The organism is Archangium violaceum, from assembly GCF_016887565.1.
Taxonomy (GTDB): Bacteria; Myxococcota; Myxococcia; order Myxococcales; family Myxococcaceae; genus Archangium; species Archangium violaceum_B.
Window position 1 is genome coordinate 806,073 of the sequence record NZ_CP069396.1, and the last position, 15,847, is coordinate 821,919.

10 protein-coding genes are annotated in these 15,847 nt (G+C 67.1%); 3 read left to right on the forward strand and 7 right to left on the reverse strand.

The window, feature by feature from the left end; translation table 11 throughout:
- Window positions 1-96: 96 nt before the first annotated feature.
- From JRI60_RS03440 to JRI60_RS03465, 6 genes are read right to left on the reverse strand one after another with little or no spacing between them, the layout of a single operon-like run.
- Entirely contained in the window at window positions 97-5,706 is a 5,610-nt protein-coding gene (locus JRI60_RS03440; protein WP_204224443.1) for an aminotransferase class I/II-fold pyridoxal phosphate-dependent enzyme, read from the reverse strand.
- A gap of 26 nt (window positions 5,707-5,732) precedes the next feature.
- Window positions 5,733-6,644: an SAM-dependent methyltransferase gene (locus JRI60_RS03445; protein ID WP_204224444.1), complete on the reverse strand. Its 912-nt coding sequence runs from the start codon at window positions 6,642-6,644 to the stop codon at window positions 5,733-5,735.
- Window positions 6,641-6,853: an acyl carrier protein gene (locus JRI60_RS03450; RefSeq protein ID WP_204224445.1), complete on the reverse strand. Its 213-nt coding sequence runs from the start codon at window positions 6,851-6,853 to the stop codon at window positions 6,641-6,643. Before JRI60_RS03450 ends, JRI60_RS03445 begins: the two co-directional genes overlap by 4 nt.
- Window positions 6,854-6,898: 45 nt before the next feature.
- Window positions 6,899-7,909: an acyl-CoA desaturase gene (locus tag JRI60_RS03455; protein WP_239470318.1), complete on the reverse strand. Its 1,011-nt coding sequence runs from the start codon at window positions 7,907-7,909 to the stop codon at window positions 6,899-6,901.
- The gene (locus JRI60_RS03460) at window positions 7,906-8,853 is read right to left on the reverse strand and encodes an acyl-CoA desaturase (RefSeq protein WP_204224446.1); all 948 of its coding nucleotides are present in this window, start codon (window positions 8,851-8,853) and stop codon (window positions 7,906-7,908) included. Before JRI60_RS03460 ends, JRI60_RS03455 begins: the two co-directional genes overlap by 4 nt.
- Window positions 8,850-10,607: a fatty acyl-AMP ligase gene (locus JRI60_RS03465; RefSeq protein WP_204224447.1), complete on the reverse strand. Its 1,758-nt coding sequence runs from the start codon at window positions 10,605-10,607 to the stop codon at window positions 8,850-8,852. Before JRI60_RS03465 ends, JRI60_RS03460 begins: the two co-directional genes overlap by 4 nt.
- Before the next feature lie 302 nt (window positions 10,608-10,909).
- Here JRI60_RS03465 and JRI60_RS03470 point away from each other — a divergent pair, with 302 nt between their 5' ends.
- Together JRI60_RS03470 and JRI60_RS03475 are read left to right on the forward strand one after the other, a co-directional pair.
- On the forward strand, window positions 10,910-11,455 hold the full coding sequence (locus JRI60_RS03470) for a sterol desaturase family protein (protein WP_239470749.1): 546 nt from the start codon (window positions 10,910-10,912) through the stop codon (window positions 11,453-11,455).
- A 156-nt stretch (window positions 11,456-11,611) separates the two neighbouring features.
- Window positions 11,612-12,913, forward strand: coding sequence for a PQQ-dependent sugar dehydrogenase (locus JRI60_RS03475; protein WP_204224449.1), 1,302 nt, complete (start codon window positions 11,612-11,614; stop codon window positions 12,911-12,913).
- Window positions 12,914-13,043: 130 nt separating this feature from the next.
- Here JRI60_RS03475 and JRI60_RS03480 read toward each other — a convergent pair whose 3' ends face one another.
- On the reverse strand, window positions 13,044-14,546 hold the full coding sequence (locus JRI60_RS03480; protein WP_204224450.1) for a glycoside hydrolase: 1,503 nt from the start codon (window positions 14,544-14,546) through the stop codon (window positions 13,044-13,046).
- A 159-nt stretch (window positions 14,547-14,705) separates the two neighbouring features.
- Between JRI60_RS03480 and JRI60_RS03485 the strand changes: the two genes are divergently transcribed.
- Window positions 14,706-15,830: an isoaspartyl peptidase/L-asparaginase family protein gene (locus JRI60_RS03485; RefSeq protein WP_204224451.1), complete on the forward strand. Its 1,125-nt coding sequence runs from the start codon at window positions 14,706-14,708 to the stop codon at window positions 15,828-15,830.
- The last annotated feature ends 17 nt before the right edge of the window (window positions 15,831-15,847 follow it).

Consider the following 15,847-nt stretch of genomic DNA (forward strand, 5'->3'; position numbering starts at 1 on the left):
CGCCGTCCACGATGTGGCCAGGGTGTCCATCGCGCCGCTGGCGAAGCGCAGGAGCGCGTGACACGTGTCGTCGGTCTCCACCGTCAGGGTCTCGCTTCAGTGGCCCGCGAGCGCCTCCCTCTTCGGGGGAAGGCGCTGCGCGCGCTCGAGCTCCTCGGCAACCGCCGCCACCGTGTAGCGGATCTGCTCTTCGGTATGCAGGCAGTTCAAGAAGAACCGGAGGCGGGCGGCGCGCTCCTGCACGGCGGGTGAGATGACGGGCTGCACGCCGATGCCCCGCTGGAGCAGGCCATTCGAGAGCCGGAGTGCCAGCAGCGAGTCTCCGAGCATGATCGGAATGACGGGTGTCCCCTGACTCATGCCCGTATCGAGGCCCGCGCTTCGAGCAAGCTCCAGGAAAAGCGAGGCGCGCTCCTTCAAGACGGCCAGGGGGCTCGAATCCTGCTGCAACACCTGGAGCGCCGCGAGCGCCGCCGCCGCATTGCTCGGTGACATGCCCACGCTGTAGACGAACCCAGGCGCGGTGTATTTGAGGTACTCGGCAACGGACTCCTGGCACGCGATATATCCACCACAACTCGCCAGCGCCTTGCTGAGCGTTCCCATCCACAAGTCGACGCCACTCGGGTCCACCTGGAAGTGCTCGGCGATCCCGCGTCCCGTGCGGCCCAGCACTCCTATCGAGTGGGCCTCGTCCACCATGAGGAAGGACTTGTGCCGCCGCTTGATGTCGATGAATCTCGGCAGCTCTGGAATATCCCCGTCCATGCTGTACAGGCCTTCAATGACAATCAGGGCGCGACGGTAGCGATGCCGGCGTTGACCCAGGAGCTCATCGAGGTGGCGCCAGTCATTGTGCGGGAACACCAGATGGGTGGCCCCGGAGAGGCGGCAGCCTTGAAGCAGGCTGTTGTGGCTCAGCGCATCGGTCAATATCAGGTCTTCGCTGTTGAAGAGATGTCCGATGGTCGTCTCGTTCGTCGCGTGTCCACCGACGAAGGCGATGCAGGCGGGCACACCCAACCAGGCCGCCAGGGCCCGCTCCAGCTCGCGGTGCAGCGGCCGATCTCCGGAGGCGATACGGCTCGCCGAGACCGACGTCCCATAGCGTTCGATGGCCTGCACGACGGCCGCCTTCACGTGCGGGTGCGCCGCGAGGCCCAGGTAGTTGTAGCCCGAATAGTTGATGACCTCCCGCCCCTCGACCACCAGGGTCTGCTCGCTGACCCCATCGCCGAGCCGGAAGTAGGGATTGCTGGCCCCTTGCGCCTGTGCGGCGTGAATCCTCCCTTCGAGCTCCCGCACCTCGGGGCACAGCTCGAAGCGATATCGCTCGGGCTCGAGCTCTCGCGAGCCGGCTCCGCCATCCGGCGCGTCCCCCGAGGCCGACGCGGCTTCACCGTGCCGCGTGGGCTGCTCCACGGGCATTTCCGGCGAGAGGTTCCTGGAGACGGGCGGCGGCAGTGAGCGGCCCTGGAGCACGCGCGCCGCGAGGTCATGGATGTTCTCGCAGCTCGCGACCTGTTCGAGCGTCAGCTCCGAACCGAACTGGAGCGAGATGCCAGATTGAAGCTCCAGGAGCATGATGGAGTCCAGGCCGGAGGCGCTCAAGGGCTGGCCTGGGTCGATGTCGTCCGGACTGCTGCGCGCGATGTCCGCGACCAGGGCACACAGCTTCGCGGTGACGGCCTCCAACGAGGGCACACCCTCCAGGGCGCTCACTTGCGCCCCACTCCCTCCGCTGACCGCCTCGAACACCTGCCAGTCGAGATCGACGACCGCGGCCTGGGCGCGCGGACCTGGCACGAGGCGCGACAGCGCCTCCACCGCCAGCGAGGGATTCAGGGCACGAATCCCCCTCCGCTCCAACCACTGCCTGAAGCCCGATGAGGCCATGCCCGCCTGCCAGGGTCCCCAGTTGATGCTGAGCCCGGGGAGTCCCAGGCCCCGACGATGGTGCGCCAGGGCATCCACGAACGCATTGGCCGCGGCGTACGGCGCCTGGTTCGCCAACCCCCAGAGCGACGCAATGGAGGAGTAGCTCACGAAGAAGTCGAGCTCGGCCCGCCGGCTCGCCTCATGGAGGTTCCAGGAGCCGAGGACCTTGGGCCGGCAGATGGCGTCCCAGGTGCTCCGGTCCATGTCCGCGAAGCGGCACGGCCGTGACACCCCCGCGGCGTGGATGATGCCCCGAAGCGGCAGGGCGCCCTGACGGAGCTCCGCCACGAGCCGTTCGACCGAGGCGGCGTCGGCGACATCGACCGGAGCAATCGAGACCTTCACCCCCGCGGCCTGGAGCTCGCGCAAGGCGGACTCGTGCTCGGGTCGAGCCCCACCGCGGCTCACCAGCACGAGAGAGCGCGCCCCCTGCCGGGCCAGCCACCGCGCCGTGTGCAAGCCAAGGGCACCCAGGCCCCCGGTAATCAGGTAGCTGCCATCTCCTCGGACGAATGGCTCCCGGTGAGCGGGCGTGGCACAGCGCGCCACGCCTGGCACGTAGCGTCTTCCCTGACGCAACGCCACCGACCGCTCCCGGCCCGGCTCGAGCAACTCCTGGATGACGTCCGTGGCGACCTCAGGCCCCTCCTGCGCACCGACATCGATCCACTTCCCCCAGAGCTCGGGGTGTTCCATGCCCAGGCTCTTCGCCACCCCCACCAGCGGAGCCTGCTCCATGCATGGCGACTCCCCAGGCAGCACCGACGCGGCCCGGCGGGTCACGAACGCGAGCGCTGGCCGCTCACCGCCCGGCTGTTCGAGCACCGCGCGCACGAGCTGGATCGCGCTGAAGCCCTCGCTCTGGGCCCGGCCCAGTCGCTCCGCGGTCAGGAGCTTCGGCTCGCTCGAGGGTGGACTGCTCAGGCAGACGATACGGTCCACCCGTCCACGGAGCGATCCGAACAGCTCCGCATGGCTTCGCTCATGCTCCGGGTTCAGGACCCAACGACGCTCGCCCAGCTCGCGGAGCTCCTCCCCCCACTCCACCGCGACACAGGGAAGCGCGTGTCGCTCCAACTCGCGAACGAACGTCTGGAAGAAGCCATCCGGATTGCCGAAGACGACCCAAAGCCCGCCCTTCCTCGCCGCTTCCATGCCGCCAGCGCCTGGCCGGGCGCTCGCATTCCATACCATCTCATAGAAGCAGTCCTCGAGTTGTACGGCGGGGGCCCTCGGCTCCTGAGTGGCTTCGGCCGGGCGGAGGAGCCTCACGGGAGCCGCGAGTACCACCTCCCGCTCCTCGGCCTGGGCTGTGTGCGTCTCGGCTTGGAACCAATAGCGCTGGCGTTGGAAGGGATAATGGGGAAGCGCTACCCACTGGCGAGGGTAATCCCGCTCGAAGGCCGCCCAGTCCAGGGCGGCACCACGTACGTACAACTCCGCGACACACCGCAACAGCGCTGGCCATACCTCCGGGCCTCGTCCGATGAGCGGGAGCCGACCTTCCCGACGCGCCGATTGCAGCGCCGAGACCACGAAGACCCCATCCTCCTGCTCCGCGCGGACCGAAGTCCCGGACACACGGGCGTCGGCCGAGGCCACGCCCACCTCGATGAGCACCGAGCCCCCTCCTGCCCCTGACACCTCGAGCGCGCTGGAGGCGTCGCCGCTCATCCGCGGGCAGGAGAGCCAGAACTCGATGCGGGTCACGGACGCATCGGGCCCGCCGCGTGTGACGAACTCGCACCTGGGCGGCGAGAGGCGAAGCCCGCGGAGCGTCCGCTCGTAGGCCGCCAGCCTTGAAGCATCGTCCGGCGAAGCCCGCACCTCCGCGGCCTGCGTGGCCAGGCGCAGCGCGCCATCGAGAGGGAGGACTCCCGCGAAGCAGGCCGCGACGTAATGCCCCTGACCCTCCGCGGAGACGGCTTGCGCCTCGAGTCCCCACGACGCGCAGAGCTGGGCGAGGCCATACTGGACGGCGAAACAGGCGAGCGCCTCCTGGCCGGGTCCACCCCAGGGGGTGCCGCGTCCGGAAAACGCGTCGAGCAGTCCCAGCGAGACGGACGCCTCCAGGGACGACACGCAGAGCTCGACGGCCCGGCGGAAGGTCGGCTGGGTGGCGAACAACTCACGCCCCGCCTCCAGAAGCTCCGGCGTGCCCTCCGTGAAGAGGAACGAGAGTCTGGGCGGGCGTTGAACGTGGCGGGCCGTGCTCGCGGGCCCGACGAGGGGGGCGCCGTCCACGACGCTCGCGAGCGCCTGTCGCAGTTGCGCGTTGGAGCTTCCAATGATGCACAAGCGCCGCCCCAGGTGGCTGCGGCCCACGTTCGCCGAGGCACAGACGCTCGCGGCATCGAGCTGAGGGTGGGTCTCGAGGTGCTCGTGGTGAAGGCGTGCGAGCTGGATCAACGCCTCGTCGCTCTTCGCCGAGAGGGCCAGGACATGCAGGGGGCGCCCGGCCTCCCGCGGGGGCTGCTCTGGAGGGGGGACGGCGCCAGCCTCCTCGAGGATGAAGTGGGCGTTGGTGCCTCCAAAGCCAAACGCACTGACTCCCGCGAGCCTCGGAGTGGAGCCCCACTCATGCGATTGCACGGGGACCCGCAGACACTCATTCTCCGAAGCAAGATAGGGGTTGGGCCGCTTGAAATGCAGGTGTGGATATATCCGCTTGCTGCGCAGCGAGAGAACGGTCTTGATCAAACCCGCGATACCGGCGGCGGCTTCCAGGTGGCCGATATTGGTCTTCACCGAACCCACCCAGCACGGCTCCTCGCGGCTCCGTCCCTCCGAGAGCACATGCCCCAACGCCCGCCACTCGATGGGATCGCCGAGCGGGGTGCCGGTTCCGTGCGCTTCGACATAACCGATGGCCCGGGCGGGAACGCCGGCGTTGCGGAGGGCCTCTCGGACCACGGCCTCCTGGGAGGGTCCGTTGGGCGCCGTCAATCCATTGGTCAAACCATCCTGGTTCACCGCGGACCCACGAATGACGGCCCAGATGGCATTGCCGTCGCGAACCGCGTCCGACAGCCGCTTGAGGATGACGATGCCGCAGCCCTCCCCGCGCCCATAGCCATCCGCCGCCGCATCGAACGTCTTGCAACGGCCGTCAGGCGCCATCATGCCGGACTTCGTGAAGGTGATGCTCGACTCCGGTGACAGGATCAGACTCACACCACCGGCGAGGACGAGGTCGGACTCTCCGGTGCGCAGGCTCTGACAGGCCAGGTGCACCGCCACCAGCGAGGAGGAGCAGGCCGTGTCCACGACCATGCTCGGCCCCTTCAGGTTCAGCAGGTACGAGAGGCGGTTGGCGGTGATGCTGAGCGCCACGCCCGTGCCATGATGGGCCTCGATGCGACGTGGATCGCGGTAGATCATGCGATTGTAGTCGCTGTTGGCCAACCCGAGGAACACGCCGGTACGGCTGCCCGCCAGGGCCAGCGGGGGCACACACGCCGCTTCGAGCGCCTCCCACGCCACCTCAAGGCTGACCCGCTGCTGCGGGTCCATGAGCTCGGCCTCGCGTCTGGAGATGCCGAAGAACGCCGCATCGAACTGGTCGATGCTCGACAGGAGGGCGCACTGCCGTGTGTTGGTCTTCCCAGGCGCCTTCGGATCGTCATCATGATACGCGTCGTTGTCCCAGCGATCCCGGGTGACCTCCCGCACACCTTCGAGACCCTTCTCGAGCAGGTGCTCGAACGCCGAGACACTCTCGGCCCCTGGGAAACGGCAGCTCATACCAATGATGGCAATCGGTTCCATGGCGTCCCCTGTCCCGTGTGGATGCGTCAAGCCCTCGGCCTGTCGATCCGCCGCAGGCTCAGCCGCATCAAGTCGACGCTGCCGACATGGAAGCTGAGGATGGAATAGCTCAAGAAGCGCTCATAGGCTTTGGTGGTCTTCTCACCGACGAGCGCATGGGCCTTCTCGCGTCTGGCCTTCAGCCTCACGAGATACTCATCGCACGTACGCCGGTAGTCCTCCCGGTCGTTGCGCAGTTGGACCAGCTCGAACCGGCGCTCGATGGCCTCCGCCACCTCGGCCATCCGCGGCAGGTCGGACTCCCTCGAGACCTCGGTGGCGATGAACCGGTTGAGATCCTCCCGGAGAGCGTTGCCATAGACCATGGTCTGCAACGACAGCCATCCAGAAGGCTTGAGCCATTGATGGCAGCGCTCGAAGAAGCTCCGGTAGCCGGCGATCTTCTCGGCGACACTGATGTCGGGTCTGGCGAAGTGCTCGAAGGCCCCGACGCAGATGATGGCGTCGTAGGGCTCCTCTGGAACATGGTCGGACCAGCTCTCCAAGCTGACCGAGATGCGGGAGTCCCCCGCGGAGGTGATGGCCTCCGCCTGGGCGCGGCTCAGGGTGAGCCCATGCGCGTGCTGTACGCCATGGACATCCACCAGGCGCCTGAGCGTCGAGCCCCACCCGCAGCCAATGTCCAGCACCCGCGCGGCTCCCCGGGCGCGAGCCTGCTCCACGTGATAGTCGATCTTCCGAAGCTGCGCGGTTTCGAGCGTGTCTCCAGGCTGCCAGAGGGCGCACGAATAGGTGCGGCTCTCGTCCAACCACAGCGCGAAGAACTCATTGCTCACATCGTAGTGCTCCGCGACCGCCTCGATCGATGCACCCGGGTTCTCGGTTCGCGAGGACGCATGTCCCTCGGCGCCCGGCGTCGCCACGCCTTGCCGTGTCATTTGCCCTCCCCGCCCAGGTGCCGGGCCAGGTCCGAGATGGTCGGATGGTCGTACGCCAGCGTCGGCGAGAGAGACCGGCCCAACAAGTGCTCGAGATCGCCGATCAGCCCGACAGCCGCCGCGGAGTCCAATCCCAGGCGGCTGAAGGGCTCGTTCACGTCGATCTCCTCGGGCGCCACCGCCAGGAGCTCCGACAGGTTCGAAATCATCCAATTCTCAATCATCTTGCCCGAAAGAGGAGTGCCTTCCATTGTTCAGTCCATCTCCATGTTCTCTGTGTCGTCAGACGCGCTGTCGGAGGTCTGGCTCGCGGCCCATCGCGCGCGCAGCGCCTCCCTGCTCGGAACCTTGACCTGCGATACGAGGCCCATCTTCTGCAACGCCCAGATCAGCCGGTAGCCCGGATCCAACTGCCACCACCTGAGCCCGGTCGCCGCCGAGCCGGGGAATGCATGGTGATTGTTGTGCCAGGCACCGCCCAGGGTGAATGGAGCCAGCCAGAAGTTGTTCGTGCTCCGCTCGGTGGTGTCATAGGCACGGTTGCCAATACTGTGCCCCAACGAGTTGACCGCATAGGTCAGGTGCTGCACCAGGAAGATTCGCACGGGGCCGCCCCACAGGAAGCAGAAGAACGCTCCCGACCAGGTGCCCGTCACCACTCCGCCGAGGACCGCCGGGAAGGCCAACCCGAGGGCGAGCCACCAGACATAGTGCCGGTTCAGGCGGACCATCAGCGGGTCGCGCATCAGGTCCTTGGCGAGCACGGCCGTATTCGTCAGCTCCAGGCGAAGCACCCACCCCAGGTGCGCGTGCCACATTCCCCGGAGCGTGCTCCACCGGCCCGGGGAAACAAGATGCGGCGAGTGGATGTCTCCGGGGCGATCACTGAACCGGTGATGCCTGCGGTGTGTGGCGACCCAGTAGATGGGAGGACCTTGCAGCGCCATCGAGCCCAACACCGTCAACAGGACCTTGATGGGCTTCGTCGCGGAGAAGGCCCGGTGCGACAGGAAGCGATGGTACCCGACCTCGATTCCCACCTGGGTGAGGAGCGCCATGCCGACGAGCAGCCCGGCTTCGAGCGGCTGGATGGGCCGTACCCAGAGAAGCGCGAGCGCCACGGCGGAGGCCAATGCCGGCAACGCGATGGCGAGCCAGATGCGCCGCTGGTGTGGCCCGCTCACCTTCCCCAGGGACACCTTGCCCGGCCTGGCGGCTCGGGGGCTCGGCACGACGTCCGCCGCGTCGACAGGCTGAAGGTTCATGGCTCGGGCACCGTCGGATGCGGGTCGGCCTCGAGCGACTTCTTCTTCTCCAGGATGCGGTCCTCCGAGGGGCGTCGCACATCCCATACGAGCCCCAGCCTCGCGAGCATATCGATCACCCCACCCCCGATGTCCCACTGCCACCACTCGAGCCCGAAGCGCGCCGAGCTCGGAAAGGCGTGATGATTGTTGTGCCACGACTCCCCGAGCGTCGGGATGGCCAGCCATGCATTGTTCCGGCTCTCCTCGCGCGTGTCGAAGCCGCGGCTGCCATAGCTGTGCGCGATGGAGTTGACGCTCCAGACAGCATGCGCCTCGAGAAACAGGCGGACCGGCCCCCCCCACAGGAAGCACTGCACCACCCCCGCCCAGTCCCTCCGCACGAGGCCTCCGATGAGCGCGGGCAACACGAGCCCCAGCAGCGCCCACAAGGGATACAACCTGCTCACCTTGTTGATGAGCTTGTTGCGCAAGAGGTCCGGCACATAGCGGCTCGGGTTTGGAATCTTGTGGTTGAACATCCAACCCACATGACTGTGCCACAGGCCTCGCAGCCGCCCCAGGGACTCCTCCCCCCGCATCCAGGGCGAGTGCGGATCCGGGCCCGTGTCGCTGTATTCGTGATGGCGTCTGTGCAGGCTCGCCCAGTAGAGCAGGGGGCCCTGTATCGCCATCGACCCCAGAATCACGAGCACGACCTGAACGGGAGCACTCGTTTGAAAGGCACGGTGGGTGAAATACCGGTGGTAGCCGACCGTCACGCCCAATCCACTCAAGAGCCACATCCCGAGCAGCAGGGCGACTTCCAGCCAGTCGAAGTACAGCACCGGCAGCAGCGCCAACGCCACGCACGTTCCCAGGGGAGGCAGGAGCAGCAGGGCCGTCACGTGGACCCAACGCCCGCGGAGCAGTCGAGGGCTCTCGATGGTTTCCACGTGGCTCATGGCTTGCCTCCCGCGGACCGCGCGGCCTGCAGCGGATGCTCCGTGGCGCTTCGCCCCGGCTGGCGCCGCACGGGCTCCCAGGCCTCGAGGTTCCCGGCCACCCACTGCTCCCGGCAGGCGCCGCGCCGGATCTTCCCGCTCGGCGTCCGAGGAACCTTTCCGGGAGCGACGAACCTGACCTCGTGGACCCGAACACCGTGGTCCTTGGTGACGGCCTCCTGGATGTCACCGCGGAGCTCGGCGTAGCTCTTGTCACCGATTTTCGCGCTCTCGATTTCATGCACGAGGACCAGGCGGGGCTCCGCCTCGCCTGACTCCACCAGGAAGGCGGCGCCCCCGTTGGGTCTCAGCGCGGCATGGCAACGCTGAGCGGTGAGCTCGATGTCCTGGGGAAAGACATTGCGGCCGCGAATCACCAGCACTTCCTTCAAGCGGCCCGTGACGAACAACTGCCCGCCGGCGAGGAAGCCCAGGTCTCCCGTGCGAAGGAACTCACCCTCGACAGTACCCTTGCACCGGGCTCGAAACACCGCCTGCGTCTCCGCTTCCCGTCCCCAATACCCCTGCGCGACACTCGGCCCGGACACCCATATCTCGCCAATCTGTTCGTCCACGCAGGGCTCCAGGGTTTCGGGATGGACGATCAAGACCCGCTGCCCGCGGGGAGTGCCGCAACTCACGACTTCCAGTCGAGGCCCCGCGGGCGTCTCCCCTTCGGCCGGAGGGGACGAGGGCATGACCCGAATCTCTGGCGGGCGCTCCCGGGTATTCCCCGCCACGAGCAGGGTCGACTCCGCCAGCCCGTAGCAGGGAAGGAAGGCCTCCGGGCGAAAGCCACAGGACCGGAACGTCTCGGCGAACCGCGCCAGGGTGCTCGCGCGCACCGTCTCGGCTCCGCTGAAGGCCACCCGCCAGTGGCTGAGATCCAGCCGGGCCCGCTGCTCGCTCGTCACCTTGCGAATACACAGGTCGTAGGCGAAGTTCGGGCCACCACTCACCGTGGCGCGCTCTTCCGAGAGGGTCTCCAGCCAGCGGAACGGCTGCTGGATGAAATCCATGGGAGAGAACAGCGTGACGGGAATCTGGCTATACAGGGGGCTCAAGATTCCTCCGATGAGGCCCATGTCATGATAGGGAGGCAGCCAGATGACGCCCCTGTCGCCACGGCTGTGGCCGAAGCACTGATGTATCTGCTCGAGGTTGTACAGCAGGTTGGAGTGACTGGCCTTGATGCCCTTGGGCGTGCCGGTGGAGCCCGACGTGTATTGAATCAGCGCAATGCTTTCGCCCGTCAGGTCCGGCTTGCGCCAGGCCGCGGCACGGTCCTCGGAGATCAGGTCCAGGTCGATCCACTTCAACCCGCCAGAGGGCTCCCGCAAGTGCAGGCGAAGCTTGTCGGTCCGCAGCTTCGAGGGCGCCAGGATGACCGTCGCACCGGAGTCCTCGATGACCATGTTCAAGCGCTCGAAGTCCGCCTCCCGGTGTGGCGGAGAGGCCGGAATGACAATCACCCCCGCATACAGGCACCCCATGAAACCGGCCAGGAACTCGGGACCGGGCGGCTGGAGCAGGATGACCCGCGTGCCCGGCTCCGCATGGGCTTGCAGCTCGGCCGCTATGGCCTCCGCCTGGTTCGCCAGGGTCCGGTACGAGAGCGTCCTGTGCTGCCCCGCGGAGTGCGACTTGAAACGATACCCCTCGAACCCGGGCAACCGAGTGGAGCGAGCGCACAACAACTCCACAATCGTAGTCACACCTTCTTCGACCGCATCAGTATCGAGCAAACTCGCATCCCTTCTGCAGGCGGCCAAGGACTATACGCCGCCATGCTTCCCGGGCAAACTAGGGACTTCTTTATTTTCGTGATGAGGAGGTGATTCGCGACATGGCTCTCAAGAAGGAGCTCCTCCAGCAGTCCGCCGGGCAGCAGGCGGCGTTGCACGTCGCACGGAGAACGAGCCCCGTGCGGCTGACCGAGGCCGCTCGTGAGTTCCTGCGCTACGGGAGCCCACGCATTTTGATAGGAGTGGTCATTTGCCTTTGGACCGTACGTGTCATGGTTGGCGGAGCGTCACTGAAGGATGGGCTCGTGGTGGCCTTGATCCTTGCCCTCTGGCCATTCCAGGAATGGTTCATTCACAATCTCGTGCTCCACGCCGCCATGCGAGAGGGCTCCACGAGCGGGCGCTCGACGTCGCGCCTCGCCAGGGTTCATAGGGAGCATCACCGTCAACCCTGGAGGCTCGACCTCGTTTTCATTCCGGCCTCCGTGTACCTGTACTCGCCTCTCACGCAGGGACTCTTGTGGTTCGCACTCTTCCCGAGGCCTCTCGCCGTCACGGCCCTGAGCGTCAGCTTCGCGCTCTCCCTGTTCTACGAGTGGATCCACTTCCTGATGCACACGCGGTATGTCCCCCGGAGCGGCTTCTGCCGGGGTCTCTGGCGCAACCACCGCCTCCATCACTTCAGGAACGAGAACTTCTGGTACGGCGTATCCGCCCTCTCCGGTGATCGGCTCTTCGGAACGGCCCCCGACCACCGGCAGACGGAGCGCTCGACCCTGTGCAAGTCGCTGGGCTCCTCGGCGGCGCGACTGGACTGAGGTTCTTTGACACCTTCTCTGCAGCTTGATGGCAAACCGTGTCTCCCCTGGTTATTTGAACAGCAAGGAGGCATACGAGCCTGCCCCCGCATGGACGCTGAACCCGCATCGTTCACCGCCCCCGTGCGGCCCCATCACCACCGTGGAGAGAATCACATGCGAACGTTGTCGATGACCTTCATCCTCGCCGCCCTCCTGTGGGGTTGTAGCCACCAGACCCCGGACCCCACGGGCGGCACGCCGCAGGAACCCGCCGACGCGGGTGTCACGCCGCAGGAACCCGCCGACGCGGGCGTCACACCGGAGGAACCCCTTCCCAGCGGACCCCCGGTCGATACGGATCCTCCGAACGTGCCCGAGTTCCAACCGGCCTTCCCCGGTCAGACGCGCGTCCCGGCCATCAAGACGAAGACGGCCTTCCAGGTCACCCAGATTGCCTCGGGCTTCAGGAATCCCTGGGCCATCGCCTTCCTGCCCGACCAGCGCATGCTGGTGACGGAGAAGCCCACCGGCGCGCTCTACATCGTCACGCCGCAAGGCGCGAAGTCCCCCGCGGTCTCGGGTCTGCCGCCCGTGGATGGCCGCAACCAGGGCGGTCTGCTCGACGTGGAGGTCGGTCCCGACTACGCCCAGAGCGGCCTCATCTACTGGACCTATTACGAGCCGCGCCAGGGCGGCAATGGTCTGGCGGTAGCGCGCGCCAAGCTCGTGGACGGCGCGCAGCCGCGCGTGGAGGGCGTGCAGGTCATCTTCCGGATGATGCCCACGCTCGAGTCGACGCTGCACGCGGGCGGACGGCTCGTGTTCACCCCCGACAACAAGCTGTTCGTCACCCTCGGTGAGCGCTCCATCCTCGAGGGCCGCGTCCAGGCGCGGGACGTGAAGAGCCACTTCGGCAAGGTGGTCCGCATCAATCCCGATGGAACGGTGCCCCAGGACAACCCCTACGTGAACACCCCGGGGGCCAAGCCGGAGATCTGGTCGGTGGGTCACCGCAACATCCTGTCGGCGGCGCTCGACAGCCAGAAGCGGCTGTGGATCGTGGAGATGGGGCCGCGCGGGGGTGACGAGCTCAACCGGCCGGAGGCCGGCAAGGACTACGGCTGGCCCACCATCGGCTACGGCGAGGAGTACAGCGGCGCTCCCATCCACCAGAGCCCCCAGGGCCCGGGCATGGAGCAGCCCGTGTACTACTGGGATCCGGTGATTGCCCCGTCGGGCATGGCGATCTACACCGGGGACCTCTTCCCCGAGTGGCGCAACAACGTCTTCATCGGCGGCCTGGCCAGCCAGGCGCTGGTGCGGCTCATGATGAGGAATGACCGCGTGGTGGGCGAGGAGCGGCTGCTCACGGATTTGAAGGTGCGCGTGCGCGAGGTGGTCCAGGGTCCCGAGGGAGCGCTCTACCTGCTCACCGACGCCACCGACGGCAAGCTGCTCAAGCTCACGCCGCGCTGACGTCCCTCGTCACTCGGACCCGCGCGCAGGCGGCGCGGGACGCGGGGGCGCGGCGGGAGGAGGCAATGGCCGCGCCCTCGCGGCAATTACACACGGTGGGGCCATACGTGATGCCACCCATCGACCACGGTCAGGGGGAGATGCCCTGGACCTCGAAGGTCTGGACGGTGTTGGCGGGGAACCACGACCAGAAGCGCTTCCCGCTCAGGTTCGTGTCGTTGTAGCGCGCGTACCGGTCTCCTCCGCTCGCGGTCACCGTGGCCCAACGGGTGATGGGGCCGCTGACCGTGCCGAACCGGGACAGGTCGTAGTCGATCCACTGGGCCGTTCCGAAGTTCACCGTCACCACGACCAGCTTGCGGGCCGTGGCGTCATGGGCGAACACGGTGTTGGGATCCGTGCCACCCAGGAGCGTCATGCCCGGCCGGATGTGCCGGCTGAACTGGGCCATGACGTACCACTTGGCATTGGGCGTTCCGATCCAGTTGTCACCGGGATTGGACTGGATCAGACCCCAGCCGCCACTGTCGAACGGCTGCCAGTAGACCCAGGCGCTCGGGTGGTACTCCCACAGGTCGCGCACGATGGAGTCCGCCATCGGCATGCCGCTGTCGTAGCCGTCCCCGTACTCGGAGACCCAGCGCCGCTTGCCGCTCGTGGCCGAGTAGAGGGGACCCCGGTTCGGTCCCCGGTAGGGTTCGAGGCCGCTGTAGCCGTGCACGTTGATCTGATTGACCAGCCCCTTCGTCGCCGTGTCGAAGGCGTTCCAGGTGCCGAGGGCCTGGTCCGGAGAGTTCTCATCCGAGGCGGCGATGCCCACGCTCTGGAGTCCCCGGTTGTTCAGCTCGGTCCGGAGCTGGGCGAGGACCTGGCGTTGTGTGGCGTTGTCGAAGTGACAGCCTTCCTGGTTCTTGGGGTACGTCCACCAGGATTCCGCCGGCTCGTTGAAGGGCTCGACGGTGGTGAAGTTCACGCCCCAGTGGTCCTTGGCGTACTTGACGACGGTGGCCAGATAGCGGGCGAAGTCTCCGTGGTTCCAGGACTGGAGGTTGTTACCGCCGCCGTTACTGCCCGCGGAGCTCTTGTTGTAGTTCATCCACCACATGGGTGAATTGGAGAACGCCTCGAAGACGTTCGCGCCGCGATCCCTCGCCTTCCACATCATGTTGCGCTGCGGGGCGTCGGCGTACCAGTCGAAGCTGGAAGAGGAAGGATCCGTGCTGTACCAGTCGAGCCAGTAGCCAGGGATGCGCCTGAAGTTCGGGAGGGTGCTCGTGGCGGGATAGACGGGAACGGTCGTCCCGACGGGCCGGGTGCCGTAGCCCCCGATGTTGTAGCGGACCACGTTCATCCCGAGCCCCGGCACGGAGTAGGTCCCCGCGTTGGTGGACAGGCTCACCGAGGCGTTGGTGGTGAAGACGGCATCCGCCAGGTCATCGCGGTCCCCGAAGGCATTGGCCCACCAGGCCAGGGAGCAGCCCCACCCCTGCCACGTGCCGAAGTTGCTGGAGGGATTGGGCGTGGCGACATAGTCGGCTCGCGCCTGTGTTCCTCCTCCGAACGTCAGGGCCGCGACGAGCGAGGCCGCGACACGGGTCGCCGCTACGAAGGACTTCCTTGCTTGAATCGACATGTCATCTCCCTGTGAGCCCGCCCGATTCTCGCCGATGCTCCCGCTCAGATGTTCACTTCACCGCGGTTCAGAGCCACTGGAATTCCGTGACCCGCCAGTGGCTCGGGCTCGGCATCTTGGAGGAGTGCGGCGGCGCGAGTTGGAGTAGACCCTTGCCCCATGCCCGTTCCGCTCCGCCGTGCCCTCTCCGCCGCAGCCCTGACGGCCCTGCTCCTGCCGCTCGGGTGCTCCACTTCCCTCTCCACCCGACGCGAGGATGAGAAGCGTATGAGCTCTAACGACGACGTTCCCAAGCCGGCCCCTCGTTGGGGCATCGTCATCCACGGTGGCGCGGGCGTCATCAAGCGCGAGGCCCTCTCCGCCGAGCGCGAGGCGGCCGTCCGCGCCGTCCTCACCGAGGCCCTCCAGGCGGGTCATTCCGTCCTCGCGAAGGGTGGCTCCAGCCTGGATGCCGTCACCGCCGCCATCCGCGTCATGGAGGACTCGCCCCTGTTCAACGCGGGCAAGGGTGCCGTCTTCACCCATGACGGGAAGAACGAGCTCGACGCCGCCATCATGAACGGGCGCACCCGCGAGGCCGGCGCCGTGGCGGGCCTGCGTCACGTGAAGAACCCCATCACGCTCGCCAGGGCCGTGATGGAGAAGTCCCCGCACGTGATGATGATCGGCGAGGGCGCCGAGGAGTTCGCGAAGCAGCAGGGCGTGGAACTCGTGCCCGAGAGCTACTTCTACACGGAGGAGCGCTGGGAGTCCCTGCAGCGTGCCCTGGAGGCGGAGAAGAAGCAGCAGCAGGCGCCGCCCGAGCAGGGCCAGCCCCGGGGGCCCTCCACCTTCTACGAGACTCCCGCCGGGAGCGACCACAAGTTCGGCACGGTGGGCGCGGTGGCGCTCGACCAGGCTGGCAATCTCGCCGCGGGCACCTCCACCGGTGGCATGACGAACAAGCGGTTCGGCCGCGTAGGCGATGCTCCCATCATCGGCGCCGGCACCTACGCCGATCCGCGCTGCGCCGTCTCCGCCACCGGGCATGGCGAGTACTTCATCCGCTACGGCGTGGCCCGCGACATCTGCGCCCGCGTCGAGTACCAGGAGCTGCCAGTGCTCGAGGCCGCCAACCAAGTCGTGCTGGACGTGCTGGTGAAGGCCGGTGGCGAGGGCGGTGTCATCGCCATGGATAGCCAGGGCAACATCGCCACGCCCTTCAACTCGGCGGGCATGTACCGCGGCTACATGGGGCCGGAGGGGACTCCCTCCGTCGCCATCTTCAAGGACAAGGAGGAGTGACGGAGCGGGGAAACCCG

Bases quoted from the DNA above. Each gene is read 5' to 3' on its own strand.
- JRI60_RS03440 (WP_204224443.1), bottom strand. From the start codon at position 5,706: ATGGAACCGATTGCCATCATTGGTATGAGCTGCCGTTTCCCAGGGGCC.
- JRI60_RS03445 (WP_204224444.1), bottom strand. From the start codon at position 6,644: ATGACACGGCAAGGCGTGGCGACGCCGGGCGCCGAGGGACATGCGTCC.
- JRI60_RS03450 (WP_204224445.1), bottom strand. From the start codon at position 6,853: ATGATTTCGAACCTGTCGGAGCTCCTGGCGGTGGCGCCCGAGGAGATC.
- JRI60_RS03455 (WP_239470318.1), bottom strand. From the start codon at position 7,909: ATGAACCTTCAGCCTGTCGACGCGGCGGACGTCGTGCCGAGCCCCCGA.
- JRI60_RS03460 (WP_204224446.1), bottom strand. From the start codon at position 8,853: ATGAGCCACGTGGAAACCATCGAGAGCCCTCGACTGCTCCGCGGGCGT.
- JRI60_RS03470 (WP_239470749.1), top strand. From the start codon at position 10,910: ATGGTTGGCGGAGCGTCACTGAAGGATGGGCTCGTGGTGGCCTTGATC.
- JRI60_RS03475 (WP_204224449.1), top strand. From the start codon at position 11,612: ATGCGAACGTTGTCGATGACCTTCATCCTCGCCGCCCTCCTGTGGGGT.
- JRI60_RS03480 (WP_204224450.1), bottom strand. From the start codon at position 14,546: ATGTCGATTCAAGCAAGGAAGTCCTTCGTAGCGGCGACCCGTGTCGCG.
- JRI60_RS03485 (WP_204224451.1), top strand. From the start codon at position 14,706: ATGCCCGTTCCGCTCCGCCGTGCCCTCTCCGCCGCAGCCCTGACGGCC.